The sequence below is a fragment of the Halomonas binhaiensis genome, assembly GCF_008329985.2.
GTDB classification, from domain to species: domain Bacteria; phylum Pseudomonadota; class Gammaproteobacteria; order Pseudomonadales; family Halomonadaceae; genus Halomonas; species Halomonas binhaiensis.
The window spans coordinates 4,300,432-4,322,675 of sequence record NZ_CP038437.2 but is presented as its reverse complement, the minus strand read 5'-3'; the positions used below and the strand labels follow the sequence as shown (position 1 = coordinate 4,322,675).

18 protein-coding genes are annotated in these 22,244 nt (G+C 58.4%); 10 read left to right on the top strand and 8 right to left on the bottom strand.

All coding sequences use genetic code 11. The annotated features are described in order from the left end of the window. Positions 1–6 precede the first annotated feature (6 nt). Together E4T21_RS18815 and E4T21_RS18810 are read left to right on the top strand one after the other, a co-directional pair. Positions 7–1,296 carry an NAD(P)/FAD-dependent oxidoreductase gene (locus E4T21_RS18815; protein ID WP_149286493.1) on the top strand — a complete coding sequence of 430 codons (1,290 nt, stop codon included), beginning with the start codon at positions 7–9 and terminating at the stop codon, positions 1,294–1,296. Between the two features lie 43 nt (positions 1,297–1,339). Further along, on the top strand, positions 1,340–2,758 hold the full coding sequence (locus tag E4T21_RS18810; protein WP_149286492.1) for a Na+/H+ antiporter NhaC family protein: 1,419 nt from the start codon (positions 1,340–1,342) through the stop codon (positions 2,756–2,758). A 75-nt stretch (positions 2,759–2,833) separates the two neighbouring features. On the opposite strand, the gene E4T21_RS18805 is transcribed toward E4T21_RS18810, so the two are convergent. Next, the gene (locus E4T21_RS18805) at positions 2,834–3,763 is read right to left on the bottom strand and encodes an AEC family transporter (RefSeq protein WP_149286491.1); all 930 of its coding nucleotides are present in this window, start codon (positions 3,761–3,763) and stop codon (positions 2,834–2,836) included. A 250-nt stretch (positions 3,764–4,013) separates the two neighbouring features. Between E4T21_RS18805 and metF the strand changes: the two genes are divergently transcribed. Further along, the gene (metF, locus tag E4T21_RS18800; protein WP_149286490.1) at positions 4,014–4,859 is read left to right on the top strand and encodes a methylenetetrahydrofolate reductase [NAD(P)H]; all 846 of its coding nucleotides are present in this window, start codon (positions 4,014–4,016) and stop codon (positions 4,857–4,859) included. A 95-nt stretch (positions 4,860–4,954) separates the two neighbouring features. On the opposite strand, the gene E4T21_RS18795 is transcribed toward metF, so the two are convergent. The 4 genes from E4T21_RS18795 to prlC form a co-directional block, all read right to left on the bottom strand. Further along, positions 4,955–7,141: a TRAP transporter permease gene (locus E4T21_RS18795; protein ID WP_149286489.1), complete on the bottom strand. Its 2,187-nt coding sequence runs from the start codon at positions 7,139–7,141 to the stop codon at positions 4,955–4,957. Positions 7,142–7,249: 108 nt separating this feature from the next. Continuing rightward, entirely contained in the window at positions 7,250–8,230 is a 981-nt protein-coding gene (locus tag E4T21_RS18790; RefSeq protein ID WP_149286488.1) for a TAXI family TRAP transporter solute-binding subunit, read from the bottom strand. Between the two features lie 388 nt (positions 8,231–8,618). Further along, entirely contained in the window at positions 8,619–8,864 is a 246-nt protein-coding gene (locus E4T21_RS18785; protein WP_149286487.1) for a YheV family putative zinc ribbon protein, read from the bottom strand. A gap of 58 nt (positions 8,865–8,922) precedes the next feature. Next, positions 8,923–10,971 carry an oligopeptidase A gene (gene prlC, locus E4T21_RS18780; protein WP_149286486.1) on the bottom strand — a complete coding sequence of 683 codons (2,049 nt, stop codon included), beginning with the start codon at positions 10,969–10,971 and terminating at the stop codon, positions 8,923–8,925. 110 nt (positions 10,972–11,081) lie between these two features. Here prlC and E4T21_RS18775 point away from each other — a divergent pair, with 110 nt between their 5' ends. The 4 genes from E4T21_RS18775 (at position 11,082) to E4T21_RS18760 (ending at position 14,940) form a co-directional block, all read left to right on the top strand. Beyond that, on the top strand, positions 11,082–12,422 hold the full coding sequence (locus E4T21_RS18775) for a sodium-dependent transporter (RefSeq protein WP_149286485.1): 1,341 nt from the start codon (positions 11,082–11,084) through the stop codon (positions 12,420–12,422). Positions 12,423–12,495: 73 nt separating this feature from the next. Then, entirely contained in the window at positions 12,496–13,524 is a 1,029-nt protein-coding gene (locus E4T21_RS18770; protein WP_149286484.1) for a patatin-like phospholipase family protein, read from the top strand. 60 nt (positions 13,525–13,584) lie between these two features. Then, positions 13,585–14,157: a gamma carbonic anhydrase family protein gene (locus tag E4T21_RS18765; RefSeq protein ID WP_149286483.1), complete on the top strand. Its 573-nt coding sequence runs from the start codon at positions 13,585–13,587 to the stop codon at positions 14,155–14,157. Positions 14,158–14,268: 111 nt separating this feature from the next. Beyond that, positions 14,269–14,940 carry a metal-dependent hydrolase gene (locus E4T21_RS18760; RefSeq protein WP_149286482.1) on the top strand — a complete coding sequence of 224 codons (672 nt, stop codon included), beginning with the start codon at positions 14,269–14,271 and terminating at the stop codon, positions 14,938–14,940. On the opposite strand, the gene E4T21_RS18755 is transcribed toward E4T21_RS18760, so the two are convergent. From E4T21_RS18755 to E4T21_RS18745, 3 genes are read right to left on the bottom strand one after another with little or no spacing between them, the layout of a single operon-like run. Continuing rightward, on the bottom strand, positions 14,916–16,292 hold the full coding sequence (locus tag E4T21_RS18755) for a sigma-54-dependent transcriptional regulator (RefSeq protein ID WP_149286481.1): 1,377 nt from the start codon (positions 16,290–16,292) through the stop codon (positions 14,916–14,918). The two genes, E4T21_RS18760 and E4T21_RS18755, sit on opposite strands and share 25 nt — an antisense overlap. After that, positions 16,285–18,270 carry a sensor histidine kinase gene (locus E4T21_RS18750; protein ID WP_149286480.1) on the bottom strand — a complete coding sequence of 662 codons (1,986 nt, stop codon included), beginning with the start codon at positions 18,268–18,270 and terminating at the stop codon, positions 16,285–16,287. Before E4T21_RS18750 ends, E4T21_RS18755 begins: the two co-directional genes overlap by 8 nt. 6 nt (positions 18,271–18,276) lie before the next feature. Further along, a complete protein-coding gene (locus E4T21_RS18745; protein WP_149286479.1) occupies positions 18,277–19,050 on the bottom strand; it encodes a GntR family transcriptional regulator in 774 nt (257 codons plus the stop codon). 191 nt (positions 19,051–19,241) lie between these two features. On the opposite strand from E4T21_RS18745, the gene E4T21_RS18740 reads away from it, so the two are divergent. From E4T21_RS18740 to E4T21_RS18730, 3 genes are read left to right on the top strand one after another with little or no spacing between them, the layout of a single operon-like run. Continuing rightward, entirely contained in the window at positions 19,242–19,997 is a 756-nt protein-coding gene (locus E4T21_RS18740) for a (Fe-S)-binding protein (protein ID WP_149286478.1), read from the top strand. Then, positions 19,994–21,451, top strand: coding sequence for a LutB/LldF family L-lactate oxidation iron-sulfur protein (locus E4T21_RS18735; RefSeq protein ID WP_149286477.1), 1,458 nt, complete (start codon positions 19,994–19,996; stop codon positions 21,449–21,451). Before E4T21_RS18740 ends, E4T21_RS18735 begins: the two co-directional genes overlap by 4 nt. Further along, positions 21,448–22,128: a LutC/YkgG family protein gene (locus E4T21_RS18730; protein ID WP_149286476.1), complete on the top strand. Its 681-nt coding sequence runs from the start codon at positions 21,448–21,450 to the stop codon at positions 22,126–22,128. The genes E4T21_RS18735 and E4T21_RS18730 overlap by 4 nt, the downstream gene beginning before the upstream one ends. Positions 22,129–22,244 lie beyond the last annotated feature (116 nt).

Here is a 22,244-nt window from a genome sequence, read left to right as displayed (position 1 = left end):
GGATACATGGCTTACCTTTCTGTCCCCGTACATGAACGCCCCTGTGGCTGGAATGCACAACTTGCCGAGCGCCCCGTCCCTCCTGGCGAGCGTGGTTCATTGACTGCCGAACTTGTCATCGTCGGTGCTGGTTATACCGGATTGGCAGCTGCCAGTGCCTGGGCGGAGGCACGTCCGAATGACCGAGTTCTGGTGCTGGATGCTGACCGGTTGGGGGAGGGAAGTCCGGGGCGCAATTCCGGTTTCATGCTGGAGGTTGCACTGGCCAACGATGCGTCTCCCGGCGAACTCGAGCGCATGTCTCGACTCAATGCGTTGAGCCGGAAGACCATGGCTCAACTGCGCCACAAGGTGGAACAGCACGGTATCGATTGCCACCTGCAGCACGCTGGCACATACCGGGCTGCGGCTACAGCGCAAGGTATGCAATCGCTGAAGAGCTATCAGGCGTTTCTCGAGTCGGCGGGGTTGAGTTATGAACGCTTGTCACGAGAAGCGCTCAAGGAGCGAATTGGCACCAGTTATTACGCCCAAGGGCTCTATTCTCCCGACTGTTACCTGGTCCAGCCGGCGGCGCTGATCAGAGGTTTGGCCGATGCCTTGCCGGATTCCGTGAGCATATACGAGAACAGCCCTGCCATTAGTGTGAGCAAGGCGGAGAGTGCTTGGTGTGTCCGTACGGCTGAAGCCGAGATTCAGGCGCAACACGTCATTCTGGCCAACAACGCTTTTTCTCGCGCGCTTGGCGCCGATGCTTCCCGGCTGACAGCCATCTATACCTACGCCGCGGTCACGCCGGTACTGCCCGAGTCCACTCGTGCTCGCCTGATACCTCAGGACTGGGGGCTTCTTCCTGCACATCGGCTCGGTTGCACACTGCGTACCACCCATGATGGGCGGCTGATGATTCGCTCCCGATATAGCTATGAGCAGGAGGACAGTAATCGTCGCATTGCTGCAGGCCTCGCTCGAAGTCTTGCTCGGCGCTACCCCGAGCTGGCCGGTACTGGCTTCGATTACGTCTGGGGGGGAACCACCGGTCTGACCCACAACGGTGCTCCGTTGTGGGGGGAAATACACCCTGGATTGTATGTCTCGGCGGGCTGCAATGGTGGGGGCATCGTCAAGGGGACGTTCCTCGGTGATGCCTTGGCGCGTCATGCGCTCGGCCAGACCGTCGAACCTATCCACCAGTTGTTTGGCAAAGCCAGCTGGATGCCTCCTGAGCCGGTTCGCCATCTCGGTTTTCAATTGATATCCGCCCTGGAGCGGAAACGCGCAGAGCGCGAAACCTGACGTTTGAACGACACCCTGCTGCATAACAATAAACGAGGATCATATGGACGCCACGACGCATCTCGGCATGCTTTCGATAGTCCCTGCTACCTTGGCCATCATCCTGGCCTTTATCACCCGCAATACAGTGTTCTCTCTCGCCGTTGCGTGCTTCGTCGGTGTCATGGCGATGGGCGAGGGGTTGATGGGCTTTCCTACGCTGCTCAAGGAAACGCTCGGTACCACCAGTTTTTCCTGGATTCTGCTGCTTGAGCTGTTCATTGGCACCGTCATTGCCTTCTTCCAGCGCACGGGGGCCATTCAGAATTTCTCGGCCTGGGTAGAACGTCGCGCCCTGACACGCATCAAGGTGCAGCTCATTGGCTGGGTAATGGGCATGTTCGTGTTCTTCAGCGATTACTTCAGCCCGTTGTTCGTTGGCAGCACCATGCGCGGGCTCACCGATCGCTATCGGGTGTCACGGGAGAAACTGGCTTATATCGCTGACTCCACTTCAGCGCCGGTCAGTGTGCTGGTGCCGATCACCGGGTGGGCAGTGTTCATTGCTGGCCTGCTCATCGGCATGGGGCCGATCGAGAATGCTGAGCAGGCGATGTCGGTGTTCCTGCATGCCATTCCCTTCAACATTTATGCTTGGCTTTCGGTTGCCATGGTCGGGCTGGTGATTGTGGGTATCGTTCCGTTGTTTGGCCCGATGAAGAAAGCCGAGAAGCGCGCTCAGGAAGAAAACAAGGTGCTGCGCGATGGCGCCGAACCCCTGTTGGGTGAGGAGCTGACGGACATTGAACCCTACCCCGCAGCACGGACATCGCTGCTGCTCAATTTCTTCATGCCGGTGCTGGTTGTCATCGGGGTGGCAATCGGTACCTTCGCCACCACAGGCTCGGCCAAGACCATGGAAGCCTTCCTGGCAGCGGCCGTCTTTCTCGGCATTGTGATGCGGCTGCAGGGCATCCCTTTCAACGACATCATGAAAACAGCGACGTCGGGAATGAAAGGCGTCATGCCGGCGATCATCATCCTGGCCCTGGCCTATTCGCTCAATCAGCTTTCCAAGAACATGGGCACGGCAGACTACATCGTCGAGCTTACCCAAGGTTGGCTGACACCAGCGCTGCTGCCAGCCATGACCTTCCTGATTGCGGCGGTCATCGCTTTTTCCACAGGCACGTCATGGGGGACCTTCGCCATCATGATGCCGCTGTCGGTTCCTGTGGCCTTCAATTTCACCGGCGATGCCATCACGCCATTGATCTATGCCACGGTGGCGGCTGTCGCCGGGGGCGGTGTATTTGGCGACCACTGCTCTCCTCTGTCGGATACCTCTGTTCTTGCGTCGACCGGGGCAGCCTCTGACCACATCGATCACATCAAGACGCAGATCCCCTTTGCCCTCGCTGTCGCGGTCATCGCCCTGGTGGCCTACCTGGCGGTAGGGTTCTGGTGGATCGAGGTAGCCTAATGCATAGGTAGCGCCTAGGTCGCCCTTGGCAGCTTGGCCCCCAGGCTGCCATAGGCATGTGCCAGGTTCGGTTCCCTAACTGACCAGTGGCAGCATGGCACCCAGATAAAGAGGGATGACCAATGGGGCTGCCAAGGTGGTGATCAGCACTGCCAAGGCGCCTTTTTCCGGTGCGATACCAAGCTCCATGGCCACGACGACGACGTTGGCGGCCATGGGGACCACGCCAACCAGCAGCAGTGCCATGGCCAGCTCTGGTGCCAGGTCAAAGGCCATGTTCAGCGCCAGCACCACTCCCAGCATCAGCAGTGGCCATAGTACATAGCGTACCGCCACACAGGCCCCGATGAAGCGCCCGTCCAGGGAACGCAGCGAGACCCGACCCAGGGTCATGCCGATGATCATCATGCCAAGCAAGGTGTAGGTGGCAGGGAACACGCTGAGTGCCTCTGTCACTGCCGTAGGAACTTCGATACCTATGGCTTCGACGGCGAGGGCGGCCAGGAAGGCATAAATCAGCGGCAGACGCAGGATCTTGAGCAAGCTGTCGCGGACGGAAAAGCGGCCACGGGCACTGAGATAGAAACCCACAGTGAATTCATACAGGGTGACACCAAGTACGCAGAACAGATACAGGGTGACGCCATCCGGTGGCAGCAGCACCAACGCCACCGGCAGGCCGAAGTAGCCGGTATTGCCCGTGCCGGAGGAAAAGGCCAGTACTGCGCCTTCTTCTGCCGGTAGCGCGCGCTTGGCCAGGATGTTGACGCACAGGGCCACCAGGCTTGCCGTGATGAACAGTGCTGCCGTCAGCCCCAGGTAGGCGGGTGTCGGACCACCCAGGACCAGGGCACGAAAGAACGTGACGGGGGCAATCAGGTAGATCAGCAAGGTGGCGACAGGGCGCGGGTCCACCTTCAGGCCACGGGCTGCCAGTATGCCGAGGGCGACAAAGGCGAGCAGCGTCCAAAGGGGGCCCATGAGGGCAGATGGGTCAAGTGCCATTGGCGATGTCCTTATCAGAAGCAGCATCTCAAAGCGGGCGTTCATGATGCCGTTGTGCTGAGCGCTTGTCAGGTCGCATCAACAGGTGAGAGCTGATTTAGAACTATTGGTTATGTTGGTTTTGATTTTTATATGAATGGAATTGATAGTGAGCCGCTAAACTTTTCATTGGTCGCTTTGCTGCGCTGCCGTCACAATATCTCTCACATGATCCAACTTACCTACCGTCTATTGTGACGAGGACATTGAGATGAGCGCACAACAGCATCCGCTGGGTATCAGCTTCGAATTCTTTCCGCCTAACACCGACGCTGGGCGTGACAAGCTGATGCAGGCCCGTGACATGCTGGCGGAACGCAATCCGCGCTTCTTCTCCGTGACTTATGGCGCCGGCGGCTCTACTCAGCATCGCACGATCGATACCGTTCAGGCCGTGCGCCAATGCGGTATTTCTACCGCTCCTCACCTGTCATGCGTAGGTAGTGCGAAGTCCCAGATCCGCGACCTGATCAACCATTACAAGGACGAGGGCATCAATAGCCTGGTGGCCCTGCGTGGTGATCTGCCATCCGGAATGGGCAGCATCGGTGAGCTGCGCTATGCCAATGAACTGGTTGAATTCATTCGCGAAGAAACTGGTGACCATTTCGAGATTGCTGTAGCGGCCTACCCGGAGGCTCACCCGCAGGCATCGAATTTTGAAGCCGACCTGCAGAATTTCGCACGTAAAGTGAAGGCTGGCGCTAACCTGGCCATCACTCAGTATTTCTTCAACGCTGACGCCTACTTCCATTTTGTCGAGCGGGCCCGCCAGTTGGGCGTCGAAGCCCCCATCGTGCCAGGCATCATGCCGATTACCAACTACAGCAAACTGGCGCGTTTTTCCGATGCCTGTGGTGCCGAGATTCCGCGCTGGATTCGCAAGCAACTGGAAGCCTATGGCGATGACAGCGATGCCATTGCCGCCTTTGGTGAGGAAGTCATTACTCACCTGTGTGAACGTCTACTGGATGGTGGGGCCCCAGGCCTGCACTTCTATACCCTTAATCAGGCTGAGCCGACGTTGAAGGTCATCAAGAACCTGACGGGGCGTTAAACAAGACAACAACAACGCTGGACACGGAAACGGCCCTGCCATCTGGCAGGGCCGTTTTCCGTTACGCTGACCGCAACCCGGTAGCGACTGCCGTCTCAGGTCGTTACTGTCTTGGTACCTCCGCCGTGGGCTTTCTGCATCATGTACAGGGCTGCGGCAATGGCCAGGCCTGCCACATCGGTATAAATACCGCCATAGATCAGGAACAGCGCTCCGACCAGGGCCACCAGGCGTTGCCAGGATCTTAGTGGACCGAAGAACCATGCCTGCACGGTGGAAGACAGCAGGACGATGCCCAGAGTAGCGGTCAGACCGACACGCAGGATCTCCAGCCAACTACCTTCCAGCAACATGGCCGGGCTGTAGAAGAACATGAATGGCACGATGAAGGCTGCCAGTCCGATCTTGAACGACGCGACTGACGTTCCCATGGCGTTGTCTCCGGAGATACCTGCTGCTGCATAGGAGGCCAGCGCCACTGGCGGTGTGATGGCCGATACCACAGCGAAGTAGAAGACAAAGAAGTGGGCAACCAGCGGTTCGATGCCAATGTTGATCAGGCCCGGGGCGACCACCGAAGCCGCTACGGCGTAGGCTGCGGTGGTGGGCATGCCCATTCCCAGCAGAATGCTGATGCACATGGCAAAGAACAGGGCCAGAAGCTGACTGAATCCCGCCAGGCCAAGCAGCAGCGAGGAGAAGCGCGCACCGACCCCGGTCAGGGCAATGACGCCGACGATCAAGCCAGCACAGGCACATACGGCGATGATCTGGATGGCCATGGTGCCAGCCAGTTGCAGGGCTGTGATGATGGCCCGAAGCCCCATCTTGTGCGGTGATATCCAACTGACCACCGCAGCAGCAGCAGTGGCGATGGTACCCGCGCGAATCACTGAGTAACCCATGAACAGGGCGACGACGAGAATGATGATGGGCGCAAACAGATAGGCCTGACGAGCGAGCCGGGCAAATTGCGGAATTTCATCCTTGCGCATGCCGCTCATGCCCTTGCGGGCGGCCTCGAAGTCGACCATGAAGTAGATCGAAGCGAAGTACAGAATGGCGGGAATCACGGCGGCGATGGCGATCTCGGTATAGGGAATACCAGTAACCTCGGCCATGATGAAGGCTCCTGCGCCCATGATGGGTGGCATGATCTGCCCACCAGTGGATGCGGCTGCCTCGATGGCTCCAGCGCTGCGCCCTGGATAACCGACTTTCTTCATCAATGGAATGGTCAAGGAACCCGTGGACACCACGTTACCGGCGCTGGTGCCATTGATCATGCCCATCAGGCCTGAAGCAAAGATGGCCACCTTTGCTGGACCACCACGAGCGCGGCCGGCAGCAGCGAAGGCAAAATTGACGAAATAGTCACCGACCTTGGAAGCCTGGAGGAAGGCGGCAAAGATGATGAACAGGATGATATAGGTCGAGGAAACGGCAGTGGTCGGGCCGAGTACCCCAGCATCGGTGTAGACCTGGCTGAAGAAGCGCCCCACAGAAAGCCCTGGATATCCGAGGAAGCCTGGCAGGTAGGGGCCGGCAAAGACATAGGCCAGGAAAATGGCGGCAATCACCACCAGTGCCATGCCAGCCACGCGCCGAGTCATTTCGAGTATCAGTAGCGAACCGGCGATGGCTGCCCAGGAGATGCCCATGGGTGCGAAAGCCGTGCCAGTAGAAGCACGTAATGGGCTGTTGAACATCACCAATAGATAGCCGGCGGAGGCCAGGGCACAGACCATCAGTACTACATCCGCCAGCAACAGGCTGTTGCGCTGCTGGCGATGCAACCACGACAGAACAATCGCGACCACGGTTGCAGCGATGAGCGGTGCGCCAAAATGCCAGTTCTCGATGGCTGGTTCGATGCGCATGGCACCTCCTGCCATGGCCTGGCGCATCAGTATCACCTGGATCAGTGCATAACCGGCCGGAATCAACATGACCAGGGCCAGTACATTCGACCAGCCGGGAACCCCGCCTTTCTCGCCATCGGAGACAAAGCGGGAACCGGTGTAGAGACCGAAGCCCAGAATCAAGGCACCGCAAACGTGAATGATACGAAACGACCAGGTCTCTATGGGATAGAGATTGAGGGACACCAGGTGGAAAGTGGCATAAGCCACGGCCAGAGCACCGAACAGCCACCATTTCCAACCATCGTAAAGACGGCGATTGGGTTCAACGGGCTCTTCGTCGACACCCTCGGCCACGATGGGCTCAAGTGGCTCTTCGGCGCCATGTTCGTTGCGGGAAGGATCAGGAATGTGGGACATGGAGCAATACCTTGAAAGGTAAAGCAAACCCTGAAAGGGGGAGAATCAGGGTCTGCCGAACATCAGCGATGGAAGCCATCCCGTGGTTGCCCACGGGATGGCCCTCCCTTACTGCTTGACGAGCTTCGGGTCGATTTCGTAGCCGTTTTCCTCATACCAGCGGACAGCACCAGGATGGAACGGCAGTACGGTGTTGTACTGAATGTTCTCGGGGATACTGGTGGCAGCGCTGCGATGGACGCTTTGCATCTTGTCGTTGTTTTCCATGGTCACCTTGGTGACTTCGTAGACGAAGTCCTCGGGCAGGTCGCAGCCGCCAATGGCGAAGTTCCACATGGAGACCGCACGGGCATCATGATCCAGCGTGGTGTAGGTGCTGGCCGGGATGGAGAAAGCCGAGACCGGGAACTTGTCGAGGACCTGCTGCTGCTCTTCCTCGGTGAATTCGATGATGTTGACGTCAGTCTGGACTTCCAGCTGGCTGACGGCCGGGATCGGAATGCCTGCGGCAAAGGCGACGACGTCGAGCAGGCCATCCTGGAGCTGTCCGCCAAGATCGGACCATCCGCCGTTGCGACGCTCGAAATTTACGCCAAGCTCTTCAAGAATAGCCGGGAAATAGGTATCGGAAGTGGAGGCGGCTGGGCCGAAACCGATACGAGCACCATCGGGAATCTCCGAGATGGAGGTGATGCCGCTGGAGGATAGCGCGGCGATGGAGAACGGTGTCTCGTACATCGGGAACAGCGCGCAGACGTTGTCCATCTTGACGCCTGGGGCCAGCGGGCTCTTGCCCTCGACAGCATCGGCGGCAGGGCCCATGGTCGTGAGTCCGAAGGCGACATCGCCACTCTGGACCAGAGCCAGGTTCTGGGTCGGGCCGCCGGTGACTTCGCCACCGCCGGAAACTCCCAGTTGATCAGCAACCAGATTGGCCCAGCCGGAGCCATAGACGAAGTAAGTGCCACCTTGGCTTGCCGTGCCTACCGTGAAGTTCTGGGGCCAATCCTCGCGTTCGGCCTGAGCCGTGCCGGCCAGTAGCAGAGAAGAGGCGATGGCTCCGGTCAGGATCCGGGTAGTGGTGTTCATGGCATGTCTCCAATGCGATGTTGTTGTGGTGATGTTGTTGTGATGTAGCTGTGTCGTCTTCCAGCCTAGGCCGGTTGTCGAGGTTATTTATCGCAATGGTTGTGCCTGAAATGAGCTTGTGTAGGAAAATCAAATGATTGGAAATGCATGTTCAGACGAAAGTCGAAAATGAATAAGCCACGAAATGGCGGAAACCCGCACGCCACTCAGCATGGAGTGTGCGGATTTCCGCTCATTGATGTTGGAGCCTGCTTCTTTCAACGCACCGATCGGTTGGTGAGCCGGTGAGCCAATGGATTCGGCACTGACTCATGAGTGTTGCCCACGAGTCAGTCGAGGAAGGGAGACAAGAGGGTCGCGATCGACCCGACATCTGCGGCAGGATGGCTCAGTGCAGCTTGGGGTCGATGATCTTGACGGTGCTGATTTCTTCGCTGGGAGATGATTCCTGGGGGCGATTGACTCGGGTTTCGAGCTCTTGAGGAGTGTTATCCTCGATCGGCAGTTGTTCGAAGAAGTCGCAATTGACGCACTCGCGATAGCGCACCCCGTTCTGTTCCCAGGCACGAATGCGGTCCATCTCGGCGCAGCGAGGACAGACGACACCGGCAATGAAACGTTTCTTGAGGGACATGTAGCCTCCGGTGGCTCATCCGTGCCCTTCCACAGGGCACGGATGAAGGGTAAATGGATCAGGCGGCCTTGATGCCACTATGACGCAGCAGCGGGTCGATGCTCGGTTCGCGTCCACGGAACGCGCGGAACAGTTCGGCGGCATCCCGAGCGCCGCCTGGTTCCAGGATCTCCTTACGGAAACGAGACCCGGTGGTGGCATCGAAGATACCGCTCTCTTCGAACGCGCTCCAGGCATCGGCAGAAAGTACTTCCGCCCACTTGTAACTGTAGTAGCCAGCCGCATAGCCACCGGCAAAGATATGTGAGAAACCATTCTGGAAGCGGTTGAAGTCAACCTTGGGTACCACCGATACCGCTTCACGTACCGTATTGAGCAGATCCTGGATGTCCTCTGCGCTGGGAGCGGCCAGCTCCAGGTGCAGGCGGAAGTCGAACAGCGAAAACTCGACCTGGCGCAACAATCCCATGGCCGACTGGAAGTTCTTGGCGGCCGTGAGCTTGTCGAACAGCTCATCAGGCAGGGTATCGCCGCTATCCACATGACCTGAAATCAGGTCCAGGCCTTCGCGTTCCCAGCAGAAGTTCTCCATGAACTGGCTTGGCAGTTCCACGGCATCCCAGGCCACGCCGTTGATTCCGGAGACATCGGCCACTTCCTGACGGGTCAGCATATGATGCAGGCCGTGTCCGAATTCGTGGAACAAGGTAGTCACTTCATCATGGGTCAGCAGAGCGGGTCTGTTGCCCACGGGGCGCGTGAAGTTGCAGACCAGGTAAGCGACCGGTAGTTGCAATTGGCCATCCTGGCGACGGCGAACCCGGCATTCGTCCATCCAGGCTCCGCCACGCTTGCCTTCACGGGCGTACAGGTCCAGGTAAAAGCCAGCAATGGGCGTGCCATTTTCCAACAGGCGATAAAAACGCACATCCGGGTGATAGGTTGGCGTTGTCGTATCTTCTTCCACCTGTACACCGTAGAGACGCTCGACCACGGCAAACAGGCCATTCACCGCCTTGGGTGCCGGGAAGTAGGGCCTCAGCTGTTCCTGGGAAATGGCATAGCGGGCCTCGCGCAGTTTCTCGCTGGCATAGCCGATATCCCAGGGCTGGATGTCACCCAGGCCCAACTCGTCCCTGGCGAAGGCTTCGAGTTCAGTAAACTCTTGTTTACCTTGGGACAGGGCGCGGGCGGCCAGGTCATCCAGGAAGCCGAGCACCTGTTCGGGACCTTCTGCCATCTTGGTGGCCAGGGAGTAGTCGGCGTAACTGTCAAAGCCCAGTAGCTCGGCAAGTTCACGACGCAGGCGCAGGGTTTCTACCATGATCGGCGCATTGTCATATTCGCCGGCATTGGGGCCCTGGTCAGAGGCTCGGGTGACAAAGGCGGTATAGACTTCACGGCGCAATTCCCGGTCGTTGGCATAACTGACGACGGGATAGAAACTGGGAAAGTCCAGGGTCAGTCGATAACCGCTGAGCCCTTTGGCTTCGGCATTGGCGGCCAAGGTCGCGAGCGCGCTTTCCGGGAGACCCTCGAGGCGCTGGTCATCTTCCAGGTCCAGCGACCAGGCCTGTGTTGCATCGAGCAGCTGGTTGGAGAAGGTACTGGCCAGGGTGGACAGCCGTGAGCGTAGCTCGGCTGCACGCTGCTTCTTTTCGGCGGGCAGACTGACACCGGCCAGGCGGAAATCGCGCAGGGCATTATCGATGGTGCGGCGTTGAGCCTCGTCCAGGTCTGCCCATGCCGGGCCGTCCTTCAGGGCTTGCCAGGCCTGACACAGTCCTTCGTGCTGACCCAGCCAGGTACTGTATTCGGACAGTTTCTGCAGGCAACCATCATGCGCTTCGCGCAGCTCGGGTGAGCTCATGGTGCTGTTGAGATGCGATACCGGAGACCAGGCCTGGGACAAGCGATCGTTCAATGCTTCCAGAGGTGCCGCCAGTGTCTCCCAGCGAGGTGTTTCCTGTTCGGCGCGAGTCACCAGTGCCTCGACACCCTGGCGCAGCTCTGCCAGCAGTGTATCCACTGCGGCTTCCACATGTTCTGGGCGGATGTCGCCGAAGGGCGGCAGGGCATGGCTTTCGAGCAGGGGGTTACGGGACATACGCACCTCTTTATGGAAGGTTTCAAGTTCTCTTTAGATGCGGGCACCAGTCGCGGGTTTCAATGTGCTAGTCTTGCGCACTTCGAATTGTGGACTGGATGTAGAACAACATGAACCAAACGCTGGAGCGCTGGAGTTCGCGACGTGCTTTTATCCTGGCGGTAACAGGGGCCGCTGTAGGACTGGGCAATATCTGGCGCTTTCCCTATATCACCGGTGAAAACGGTGGTGCCGCCTTTCTGCTGATCTATATCGGTTTCGTGGTACTTCTGGGTCTGCCGGTGATGATGGCGGAGATCCTGGTTGGTCGTGCCGGACGCAGCAGTCCCATGTTGTCCCTGGGAAAGCTGGCTCGTCAGGCTGGGCGCAGTGAACATTGGCGCTGGCTGGGCCTGTTTGGTGCCTTCACGGTGTTCTGCATTCTGTCTTTCTATTCGGTGGTATCCGGCTGGGCCATGGACTTCATGGTCACTGCATTTTCCGGTGGTTTCCAGGGAATGAGCGCGGACCAGGTCGGTGCAGGGTTCGGAGACTTCCTCGCCAATCCGTTGCGCATGGCCATGGATCATACGCTGTTCCTGGTGTTGACCATGCTGGTGGTGGCCGCCGGGGTTTCCAAGGGGCTGGAGCGTCTCAACAACCTGCTGATGCCAGCCTTGTATCTATTGCTGTTCGTGCTTGCTGGCCATGCAATTTCCATGGATGGCTTTGGCCCTGCGCTGGAATGGCTGTTCACTCCGGATTTCTCCGCTGTCACGCCCATGGTCTTCATTCATGCCATGGGCCATGCCTTCTTCACTCTGGCGGTGGGGGCCTGTGCGTTGATGGCCTATGGCGCCTATATGCCGGATCATCAGAGCCTGCCGGGTGCTGCAGCCGCTGTGGCGATACTCGATGTTATCGTGGCCCTGCTGGCTGGTATCGCGATTTTCTCGGTGGTCTTCACACAAGGCATGGACCCAGGCGAGGGGCCGGGGCTGATGTTCATCACGCTGCCGGTGGCCTTTGCTGATCTGCCATTTGGCGCCTTCTGGCTGGGGTTGTTCTTCCTGCTGCTGGTATTGGCCACTTGGACATCTTCGATCAACCTGGCTGAGCCGATTGTGGCGACGTTGATCGGTTGGGGGATGACGCGTCGCCGTGCGGCCCTGGTCACTGGTGTATGCGTGTGGCTCGTGGGGATGCTGTGCGTGTTGTCCTTTTCGACCCTATCGGACTTTCATGTTCTCGGATCGATGAACTTCTTTGATGTGGTCAGCACCATTCCCCCGGAAATCTTCTTGCCCCTGGGCGGTTTGTTGATTGCTATCTTTGCTGCCTGGGTGATGCCGGAGCAGGAGGCCCTGCGTGCACTGGATGCAGGGCCCAATGGCTTCCGCCTGTGGCGCATCGTGCTACGCTGGATTTCGATTCCACTGGTGATTGTGGTGCTGATCAGCGGCTTGGTGTAGACGGAGACATGCCAGGTTGAGCGTTTCTCTGCCGCTGGTGTCGTATTTTCGATGAAGCGAGCAGGGAAGAAAAATGACTGAACGCAAGCGTATTGATCTGGCTCTCCAGGGAGGAGGTGCCCACGGTGCTTTCACCTGGGGAGTGCTGGACCTGTTGCTCGAAGATCCTCGTATCGATATCGAGGGGATCAGCGGTACCAGTGCAGGCGCCATGAATGCAGCTGTCATCGCCGATGCCCTGACCCGTGGCAATGAACAGACTGCCCGGGATGCGCTGCATGATTTCTGGAGTGCGGTCAGCCAGGCAGGTATCACCAGCCCGATCAAGCGTACTCTGCTGGATGCCTGGCTGGGCAACTGGAGCCTCGACCACTCTCCCGGTTATGTCGCGATGGACCTGATGGGCCGACTGGTTTCGCCCTACCAGTTCAACCCCTTGAATCTGAACCCGCTGCGCGACATCGTCGCTGAACGTGTCGATTTTGATCATGTGCGCAGCTGTCCGTCGCTCAAGCTGTTCGTTGCGGCCACCAATGTGCGCAGCGGCAAGCAGCGTATCTTCCGCCGCGAGGAGATGAGCCTGGACGCCGTCATGGCCTCGGCGTGCATTCCCAGCCTTTATCAGGCAGTAGAGATCGATGGTGAAGCCTACTGGGATGGTGGCTACATGGGGAACCCGAGCCTGTTGCCGCTGATGCAGCACTGTAGTTCCCGGGATATCGTCATTGTGCAGATCAACCCCATTCGCCGAGAACAAGTGCCTGATACGGCTGCCGAGATTCACAATCGGCTTAATGAGATCACGTTCAATGCCTCATTGATCAAGGAAATGCGCTTGATCGACATGATGCAGAAACTCATGGTCAGCCAGGGCGTCGAGATTGGCTGTTATGCTGGCACCCTATTTCATCGCATCGGTGGAGATGACGCGCTGTCGGAGCTCTCGGCCTCAAGCAAGCTCAACACGGAATGGGCTTTCCTTTGCCACTTGCGTGATCAGGGGCGCAAGGCCGCTGCCGCCTGGCTGGGAGAGCACTTCGATGCTCTGGGATGTCACTCCACCCTGGATACGGAGAGTGTCTACCAGGATACCGAGGCCTGAGGCCGATGCGCGCAAGACACTTTCCATCGCTTCGATGAACCGCACAAGGAGAAGGAAATAATGGCAAGTACTCCAGGTTATCCAACACTGCGCCCTTGGCAGGGACATTCACCAAGACTTGGTGAACGTGTGTATATCGATCCGCAATGCATGGTGCTCGGTGATGTAGAACTGGGTGATGACTGTTCGGTATGGCCCATGGCGGTCATTCGCGGTGACATGCACCGTATTCGCATTGGTTCTCGCACCAGCGTGCAGGACGGCAGCGTGCTGCATATCACCCACTCCAGTGACTTCAATCCGGATGGACACCCCCTGACTATCGGCGATGAGGTCACGATCGGCCACAAGGCAGTGCTGCACGGCTGCACGCTGGGCAACCGCATTCTTGTCGGCATGGGGGCTATCGTCATGGATGGGGCGATAGTCGAAGACGAGGTGATCATCGCCGCTGGTGCGGTGGTGCCGCCGGGCAAGCGCTTGGAGGGCGGATATGTCTATGCCGGCAACCCGGCCAAGGCGCTACGGCCCTTGAAAGACAAAGAGCGGGCCTTCTTCCCTTATACCGCGGGGAATTACGTGAAGCTGAAGGATCAGTACATATCCGGTGCTCCTGGCGTCGCTGAACGGTAAGAAAGTGCCGAATATATCCTTGTGTTTCTAACGCATTGTTATAATTGAACTGTCAGGCGATAATCTGGTCATTTATCCAGTATTTGACGAGATTCAAGGAGATTGCCTGGCATGGCCGACTTTCGCACTCATCTCAGTGTGGCCGCAGTAGGTGGCTCCGCGCTGGCTGTGGCCGCTTGGCAAGCACAGCTGCTGGCGCCAGGAGAGGCCGTGGCGGCAGCCCTGCTGACGGCCTTCGGAGGCATCTTGCCGGATGTGGATTCCGATCACTCCCATGCCGTGCGCCTGGTGTTCAGTGTTGCTGCCGTGCTGGCAGTGATCGCAGGAGCGGTACTCCTGCGTCCTTGGCTGGAAGCTGGCACCCTGCTGGTGACCTGTGGAGGACTCTATCTCGCGGTGCGCTACGTGCTGGCGCCGATCTTCAAGCAGTTCTCCGTCCATCGCGGTATCTGGCATTCGCTGCTGGCCGCCGTGCTATGTGGTCTGGCTACCAGCGTGGCCAGTTATCAATTGCTGGGAGAGGCCGCCACTCTGGCCTGGAGCCTGGGGGTGGCACTGGTGGTAGGCTTCTTGATTCACCTGCTGCTGGACGAGCTTTACAGTGTCGACCTGGAAGGCACTCGCATAAAGCGTTCTTTTGGCACGGCCTTGAAGCTGTTCGACTATAGAGAACCCGTAAACTCCGCCATCATGCTGATCATGGTGGTAGCGCTTGGCTATTGGATGCCGCCTTGGCAGTCGTTCATGGATATCTGGTCTCAAGGCGTGGCGTTATGGCGATAATGCTCCGCCTTGAGGCCGTGCTTGCGCAGTTTGTCGTATAACGTCTTGCGTGGTACTCCCAGTTGTCTGCACACCTCGATGACATGGCCACGGTGGCGATCCAGCGCCTGGCTGATCAACTGCTTTTCGAAGAGATCCACCTGCTGGGGTAGCGTCAGCTCGCCACCATCGCTGTCGACACCCTGCATCAGGTTGTCCAGGCGGTGGTCACAGGTGGCGCCCAGCAGCACATAGCGTTCTGCCAGGTTGCGTAATTCTCGTGCATTGCCTGGCCAGTCATGGGCCAGCAGCACAGAAACACCGGAGGCATCCAGCGGCGGGGCTTCCATCCCGCTGCGGCTGGCGGCCACGGCGGCGAAGTGCTGGAACAGCAGCGGAATGTCTTCGCGTCTCTCGCGCAATGGAGGAATCGGCAGAGTGACCACGTTGAGCCGGTAATATAGATCCTCACGAAAGTCCCCGGCCTCGGAGGCCAGCTTGAGATCGACCTTGGTGGCGGCGATGACGCGGATATCCAACGGGACCGGTATATTGCTGCCAAGCCGCTCCACCATTCGTTCCTGCAGCACTCGTAGCAGCTTGACCTGCAATGACAGTGGCATGGACTCGATTTCATCGAGAAAGACCGTGCCGCCATTGGCATATTCGAATTTGCCCACGCGTCGCTCTACGGCTCCGGTAAAGGCGCCTTTCTCGTGGCCGAACAGTTCGGATTCGATGATGCTTTCCGGCACGGCTCCACAGTTGATGGCGACGAAAGGCTTGGCGCTGCGCGAACTACGTTCATGAATCGCCCGGGCGACGAGATCCTTGCCCGCTCCAGTTTCACCAAACAGCAGCACATCGGTTTCCACTTGGCTGATACGTTGCACCATGGCGGCGAGGCGCTGAATGGCGGGGGTGCGTCCTACCAGCCGAGGGCCAGGTGCGGATTGCTGAGCTTCCAGCTCTGCTTTCAGATAGCGGTTCTCGAGGCTCAAGCGGCGCTTGTCGATACCACGTTTCACGACTTCTTCCAGGCGTTCTCCGGGGAAGGGTTTCTCCAGAAAGTCCCAGGCCCCCTGACGCATCGCCTCGACGGCAGTAGAAATATCGCCATGACCGGTGATCAGCACGACGGGCAGGTCCGGGTCGCGTTGATGGACCTCGCGCAGCAGCATCATGCCATCCATGCCAGGCATGCGAATGTCACTGATCAGTACGCCGGGGAAATCGTGATCAAGGTCAGCCAGGGCTGCCTCGGCGCTTTGGTATGTCAGAGGTTGATAGCCGGCCAGCTCCAGCGTCTGGGCAACGGTGAAGCGCAGATGTTCTTCATCATCAATGATCATCACCGGTAGAGCATCATTCATGGAGCTGACCTTTTGTTGAGTTTGGCGGTGTTGAATTCATTGTTGTTGAATTCATTGTTGTCGAGCCTGCCGTCGGCGAAGCGGTGCTGTCGGAGGCATGCGGTCGGGAGGCGGGAGCGCTACCCGCCTCGGGCAACAGAATGACGAAGCGCGCCCCTCCTTGAGGAGAAGTAGTGACGGTCAGGCTGCCACCGAGATCGTCGATGATACGAGCTGAGATTGACAAGCCCAGGCCCAGGCCAGAGCCAGGTGCCTTGGTGGTATAGAAAGGCTCGAAGATATGCTGTCGCTGCTGTTCCGGGATGCCGGGACCATTGTCATCCACCCACATGCGAACTTGTTTCCCTTCCCTGGCAATGCCTAGCGTCAGGCATGGCCCGTCTGTTTCTGTCATGGCCTGAAGGGCGTTGCCGATCAGGTTGACCAGCACCTGTTCCAGGCGGACCAGGTCGGCCAGCACCCAAAGCTCATCCTCGGGATAGTCATGGGCCACGTTGACATGCTGCTCACGCAGGCGAGTCTGGAACAGACGCAAGGCATAGTCGAAGCAGGCTGGTGCCGAGACAGCGGTAGGGCGGTCGCCACTCTTGCGCGAGAATTGGCGTAATTGGGCGCTGATATCGGCCATGCGCTTGGTGAGTTCGACGATCTGGCTGAGGTTGGCATCGGCAGTATCCACCTTGTCTCGGTCGAGAAAGATGCGTGCATTCTCGGCATAGGCGCGGATGGCCGCGAGAGGTTGGTTGAGCTCATGGTTGATACCGGCAGCCAATTGGCCAAGCACGGCAAGCTTGGCAGCCTGTACCAGTTCATCGCGTGTCTGGCGCAGCGTTGCCTCGGTTCGTCTGCGCTCCTCGATCTCATCGGATAAAAGGCGGTTGGTGGCGACAAGGTCCTGAGTGCGGCGGGCCACATTACGTTCCAGTTCATCTCTGGCCCTGGCCAGGGTCGCGCGCTCACGGTCGGCGAACTTTTCGCGTTCACGACGCAGGCGGTAACGCTGCCAGCTGATTCCGCCTGCCAGCATCAGCATGCCATACAGCCCGCCTCCGAGCAGCATGGCCAGCCATTGGGCTTCGGTGACAGAAGTCAGTGGCTTGAGGATATGCATGGACCAGCCCAACTGCGGCAGCGGTTGGCTCAGGCTCAGGTACATGCTGCCGGCAAGGAGGCCATGATCGAAACCGACCAGTTGGGTATCGTCACTCAGATGCTCACCTTCTGTCAGGCCCATGGGCTCCAATGGTTCGTCGGCATATCGGCGCGTGTCCTGTAATGTCTGGCGGCGCAGTTCGTCCAGTGGGTGCAGAGCCTTCAAGCGCAATTCATGTTGGCTGGCCATGAACACGATGTCGTTGTGATCAACGACCAATAGTTCGGTATCAGGGTTTTTCCAACTTGCCTCGATCTCATTGATGGGAATCTTGACCACCATGACGCCTACCGGGGATGCATCGGGATTGAGGTCATCGGCCCATACCGGGGCAGAGAAGTAGTAACCACGATCTTGGGAAACCACGCCCAGGCCATAGAAACGTCCGTTTCTGCCATTGATGGCATCGCGGTAATAGGGGCGGAAGCTGTAGTTCACGCCGATGAAAGTATCAGGGCGATGCCAGTTGCTGGCGGCTAAAGTGGTTCCTTCATTGTCCAGCAGATAGATGTCGGAAACGTTAGTGGTACGCCGGAAGCGGTCAAGCAGCTGGTTGAGCGGCATCGTGTCCTGTGTGCGGGGACCGCTGAGATAACGTTGGACGGTTTCTCGACTGGCCAATAGCTCAGGCAGGTACTCGTGACGAGACAGGTAGCCGGTCAGGCCGGCAGCGGATAGGCGCAATTCATTCCTGGCATCGCGCTGCAGAGACTCCAGCGCTGTTTCGCGTGCGAGTTGGGCAGACTGCCATAGACACAGCACCAGCCCTGCCGGGATCAGCAACCACAACAGGGCTCGGGTGATATGAGAAGGCAATGGGAGCATGACGGTTCAACGTGACCTTGGGGGCATCGCTTTGGCGCGGCGCAACGCACGCTGGGCCCGGGTTTCCGCACGCTCTGCATCAAGCAATCCTTCTTCGACATAGACCAGGTGCTCATGAGCCCTGGACTGGGCATCTTCGGGGCGCCCATCGAGAATGGCATCAAGCAGGGCTCTGTGCTGCTTCATCAGTGTCGGGCGGGCGTTGGGTTTCTCGAACAGATGCCCGAGGTTGTTGGCGATGCTGCGTTCGAGCAGATGAAAAATGCCGCGCATGGTGTGCAATAGCAGAATGTTATGTGCTGACTCCGCGATCGCCAGATGGAACGCGGCATCAGCCTTGGCCTCGTCGCGAGGGTTCTCGCCAAGAAAGCTGGCTTCAAGCTCCTCGAAGCGCTGTATCAGCGTGTCCTTGTCGGCAGGCGTTGAGCGCAGCGCTGCATAGTAGGCGGATAAACCTTCCATGGCGTCACGAAACTCCAGCAGATCGAGGTGAAACTCGCCATGCCGGGTCAACATATCGAGCAGAGGGTCGCTATAGCCGGTGTTGAGGGATTCGGTGATATAGGTGCCGCCGCCCTGGCGGCTGACCAGCAGGCCGCGAGCGGCCAGTTTCTGTATGGCTTCGCGTAGAGAAGGGCGTGAAACGCCAAAACGTTCAGCCAGTTCCCGTTCCGGTGGCAGACGCTGACCAGGAGTCAGGCTACCTTCAAGAATCAGGGCTTCGAGTCGTTCCGTGATGGCATCGGCCAGACGAGGCTGGCGCACGGGCTGATAGGCCATGGAGAGGTCCTGTTGTACCGGATGAGTACCGAGTTGGTTGAATCGCTAGCCACATGGTAACGAGATTGCGTTGCCATTACCGCTATTCAGGCGTGATGGAGGACGGTGTGTTTGACACGAAGCCAGTGGCCCCCTAATGTGCATTGAACTTTAATTGTCAATTGGTATTACCAATTATAGAGGTTCCGCCGATGACGGCCACCAGACATTATCCTCCGTGCCCGGATAAGGTTTATCTGTTCGGGACCTGTCTGATTGACATGTTTTTCCCTGAAGCAGGAATGGACGCGGTCCGCCTGCTTGAGAAGCAGGGGATCGAGGTGCTTTTTCCCGAAGATCAAACCTGCTGTGGTCAGCCGGCTTATACCTCGGGATATCATGATGAAGCTCGTGCGGTTGCTCGGGCCCAGCTTGACCTGTTTCCTGAGCCCTGGCCGATTGTGGTTCCCTCTGGGTCCTGTGGCGGCATGATGCGTCTGCATTACGCGCAGCTGTTCGCTGGCTGTCCCGAAGAACGGAAGGCTCAGGAAGTCGCCTCACGGGTCTTCGAGTTGACCGAGTTCCTGGTACATGTCTGCCATATCGAACTGGAAGACCGAGGCGCTCCTGAGCGGATTGCCATGCACACTTCATGCAGTGCCCGCCGCGAGATGGGGCTGGCCGAGACTGGCCCGGCGTTGCTCGCCAGACTAGGGCAGGTGGAACTGGTCGAGCAGGAGCGTGCTGCAGAGTGTTGTGGCTTTGGCGGGACCTTTGCGGTTCGTCATCCGGAGGTCTCTGCTGCCATGGTCGAGGACAAGGGGCGTGCACTGGAAGAAGCTGGTGCTCAGCATTTTGTTACATCCGATTGTGGCTGTCTGATGAACATCGCCGGGCACCTGGCGCACCGCGATAGCCCCTTGCAGGGCGAGCATATTGCCTCTTATCTGTGGCGGAGGTGTTCATGAGCCAGCCAGTGCAGACGTTTACTCCTGAAGCTTTCCATCGCCAGGCTCATGATGCATTGGGTAATCCCCAGATACGGGCCAACTTTCGCAAGGCCATGGATGGCTTGATGGACAAGCGCCGTCAGGCATTCGAGGACTGGGATCTCGAAGCACTGAGAACCCTGGGGGCGAGTGTACGCCTGCGTGCCTTGTCCAGATTGCCGGATTTGCTGGAGCAGTTGGAAGCCAAGTGCGAAGCCAACGGCATTCATGTGCACTGGGCTGAAGATGGCGAGGAGGCTTGCCGTATTGTCACCAGGATCTGCCAGGATAATGGCGCGCGATCAGTGATCAAGGGCAAGTCGATGGTATCCGAGGAGATGCATCTCAACGCCCATCTGGCAGAGGCGGGTATCGATGCGCTGGAATCGGATCTGGGAGAGTATCTGGTGCAGCTCAATGAGCAGACACCTTCCCATATCATCATGCCGGCTATTCACCTCAATACCGATGAAATATCGACCATCATGCACGAGCATACCGGTACGGCTCCTACCCGTGATGTGGATGCCATGACCGCGGCTGCCCGTGCACAGTTGCGCGAGCGCTTCATGGCAGCGGATGTCGGCGTGTCCGGCGTCAATTTCGCAGTGGCCGAGACGGGTACCTTGTGCCTGGTGGAAAATGAAGGCAATGGCCGCATGACGACCACGGTACCGCCAATTCACATTGCCGTGACGGGTATCGAGAAGGTGGTCGAGAATCTCTCAGATGTCCCGCCTCTGTATGCCTTGCTGACGCGCTCGGCGACAGGCCAGCATGTCACCACCTATTTCAACATGATCACCTCTCCGCGCAAGGAAGATGAGCGGGATGGTCCGCGAGAGGTGCACCTGGTGCTGGTGGACAATGGCCGGTCGCGGATCTACCAGGATGACGAGTTGCTCGACACCTTGCGCTGTATCCGTTGTGGTGCCTGCATGAACCATTGTCCGGTGTATACCCGGGTGGGCGGGCATACCTACGGTACGACGTACCCAGGCCCGATCGGTGCCATTCTGATGCCTCACCTGATGGGACTGGAGGCCACCAAGGACCTGCCTACTGCCTCGAGCCTGTGTGGCGCCTGTGGTGAGGTGTGTCCGGTGAAGATTCCAATCCCCGACCTGTTGGTGCGCCTGCGACGTGAATCCGTGGGTGAGGGGCGAGGGAATGTGCCAGGTGCCGGTGTCAAACGCTCGGCCAAGGAAGTGACCGCCTGGAAAAGCTGGCAGTGGTTGGCCACGCACCCCGCTGCGTGGCGTGGAGCCAGCATCGTTGCGGGCAAGTTGCGTGGTCTGGCGCCAAGTCATCTAGGTCCCTGGACGGAATGCCGGGTAGCTCCGAAGCCTGCCAAGGCGTCCTTGCATACCCTGATCAAACAGAGGGCTAAACACAAGGACAGGCGGCAGGGGCAACAGGAGGACGAAGCATGACGGCCAGAGAACGTATCCTGGAGCGATTGCGGAAGGGACATGCAGAGCACATGCAACGCGATGATGGCAGAGGGATCGTGATACCGGAGGCCGATGTTTCTGTCATCAGGGAACGAGGGTGGTCACCCCAGGAACGCTTACAGCGCTTCGAGCGCTGGCTCACTTCCGTGCATGGAGAAGTGATCCATTGTGAAACAGATGACTGGACCGAGACGTTGTACCAAGTGTTGAAGCAGAAAGGCATCAAGCGCCTGGCCCTGGGCCATGAACATGAGGTTGCCAGACAGGCGCGCCGGGCTCTGGATGGAAAAACGGATATTGCATTGGTAGATGCAGCCCGAGATGTCGAAAGCTGGCAGCAGGAACTGTTTTCCCAGGTAGATGCTGGCCTTACCTCGACCCGGGGCGCTATTGCCGAGACGGGCAGCCTATGGCTGTGGCCGACGGCAGACGAACCACGTTTGCTCAGTCTGGTGCCGCCTGTGCATATTGCGATCCTCGATGCAGGGGCTATCGAAGATACTTTCCATGATGTCATGGTCAACCATGAGTGGGCGGGCAGTATGCCCACCAATGCTCTATTGGTCTCGGGGCCGAGCAAGACGGCTGATATCGAGCAGACACTGGCCTATGGCGTGCATGGTCCACGTGAGCTGGTGGTGATCTTGAGGCATTGACACCATCATCGGGAAGATTCTTCCGGTATCACGGTTGAAATACCTCCTCTGGATAGATCTATCTGGTGTCACGGCTGACTCCGATATATGTTGTGGGCAGTGAAGGGCACTGGTTG

Bases quoted from the DNA above. Each gene is read 5' to 3' on its own strand.
- E4T21_RS18815 (WP_149286493.1), top strand. From the start codon at position 7: ATGGCTTACCTTTCTGTCCCCGTACATGAACGCCCCTGTGGCTGGAAT.
- E4T21_RS18810 (WP_149286492.1), top strand. From the start codon at position 1,340: ATGGACGCCACGACGCATCTCGGCATGCTTTCGATAGTCCCTGCTACC.
- E4T21_RS18795 (WP_149286489.1), bottom strand. From the start codon at position 7,141: ATGTCCCACATTCCTGATCCTTCCCGCAACGAACATGGCGCCGAAGAG.
- E4T21_RS18770 (WP_149286484.1), top strand. From the start codon at position 12,496: ATGACTGAACGCAAGCGTATTGATCTGGCTCTCCAGGGAGGAGGTGCC.
- E4T21_RS18765 (WP_149286483.1), top strand. From the start codon at position 13,585: ATGGCAAGTACTCCAGGTTATCCAACACTGCGCCCTTGGCAGGGACAT.
- E4T21_RS18790 (WP_149286488.1), bottom strand. From the start codon at position 8,230: ATGAACACCACTACCCGGATCCTGACCGGAGCCATCGCCTCTTCTCTG.
- E4T21_RS18755 (WP_149286481.1), bottom strand. From the start codon at position 16,292: ATGAATGATGCTCTACCGGTGATGATCATTGATGATGAAGAACATCTG.
- E4T21_RS18745 (WP_149286479.1), bottom strand. From the start codon at position 19,050: ATGGCCTATCAGCCCGTGCGCCAGCCTCGTCTGGCCGATGCCATCACG.
- E4T21_RS18805 (WP_149286491.1), bottom strand. From the start codon at position 3,763: ATGGCACTTGACCCATCTGCCCTCATGGGCCCCCTTTGGACGCTGCTC.
- E4T21_RS18750 (WP_149286480.1), bottom strand. From the start codon at position 18,270: ATGCTCCCATTGCCTTCTCATATCACCCGAGCCCTGTTGTGGTTGCTG.
- E4T21_RS18730 (WP_149286476.1), top strand. From the start codon at position 21,448: ATGACGGCCAGAGAACGTATCCTGGAGCGATTGCGGAAGGGACATGCA.
- E4T21_RS18775 (WP_149286485.1), top strand. From the start codon at position 11,082: ATGAACCAAACGCTGGAGCGCTGGAGTTCGCGACGTGCTTTTATCCTG.
- metF (WP_149286490.1), top strand. From the start codon at position 4,014: ATGAGCGCACAACAGCATCCGCTGGGTATCAGCTTCGAATTCTTTCCG.
- E4T21_RS18760 (WP_149286482.1), top strand. From the start codon at position 14,269: ATGGCCGACTTTCGCACTCATCTCAGTGTGGCCGCAGTAGGTGGCTCC.
- prlC (WP_149286486.1), bottom strand. From the start codon at position 10,971: ATGTCCCGTAACCCCCTGCTCGAAAGCCATGCCCTGCCGCCCTTCGGC.
- E4T21_RS18785 (WP_149286487.1), bottom strand. From the start codon at position 8,864: ATGTCCCTCAAGAAACGTTTCATTGCCGGTGTCGTCTGTCCTCGCTGC.
- E4T21_RS18735 (WP_149286477.1), top strand. From the start codon at position 19,994: ATGAGCCAGCCAGTGCAGACGTTTACTCCTGAAGCTTTCCATCGCCAG.
- E4T21_RS18740 (WP_149286478.1), top strand. From the start codon at position 19,242: ATGACGGCCACCAGACATTATCCTCCGTGCCCGGATAAGGTTTATCTG.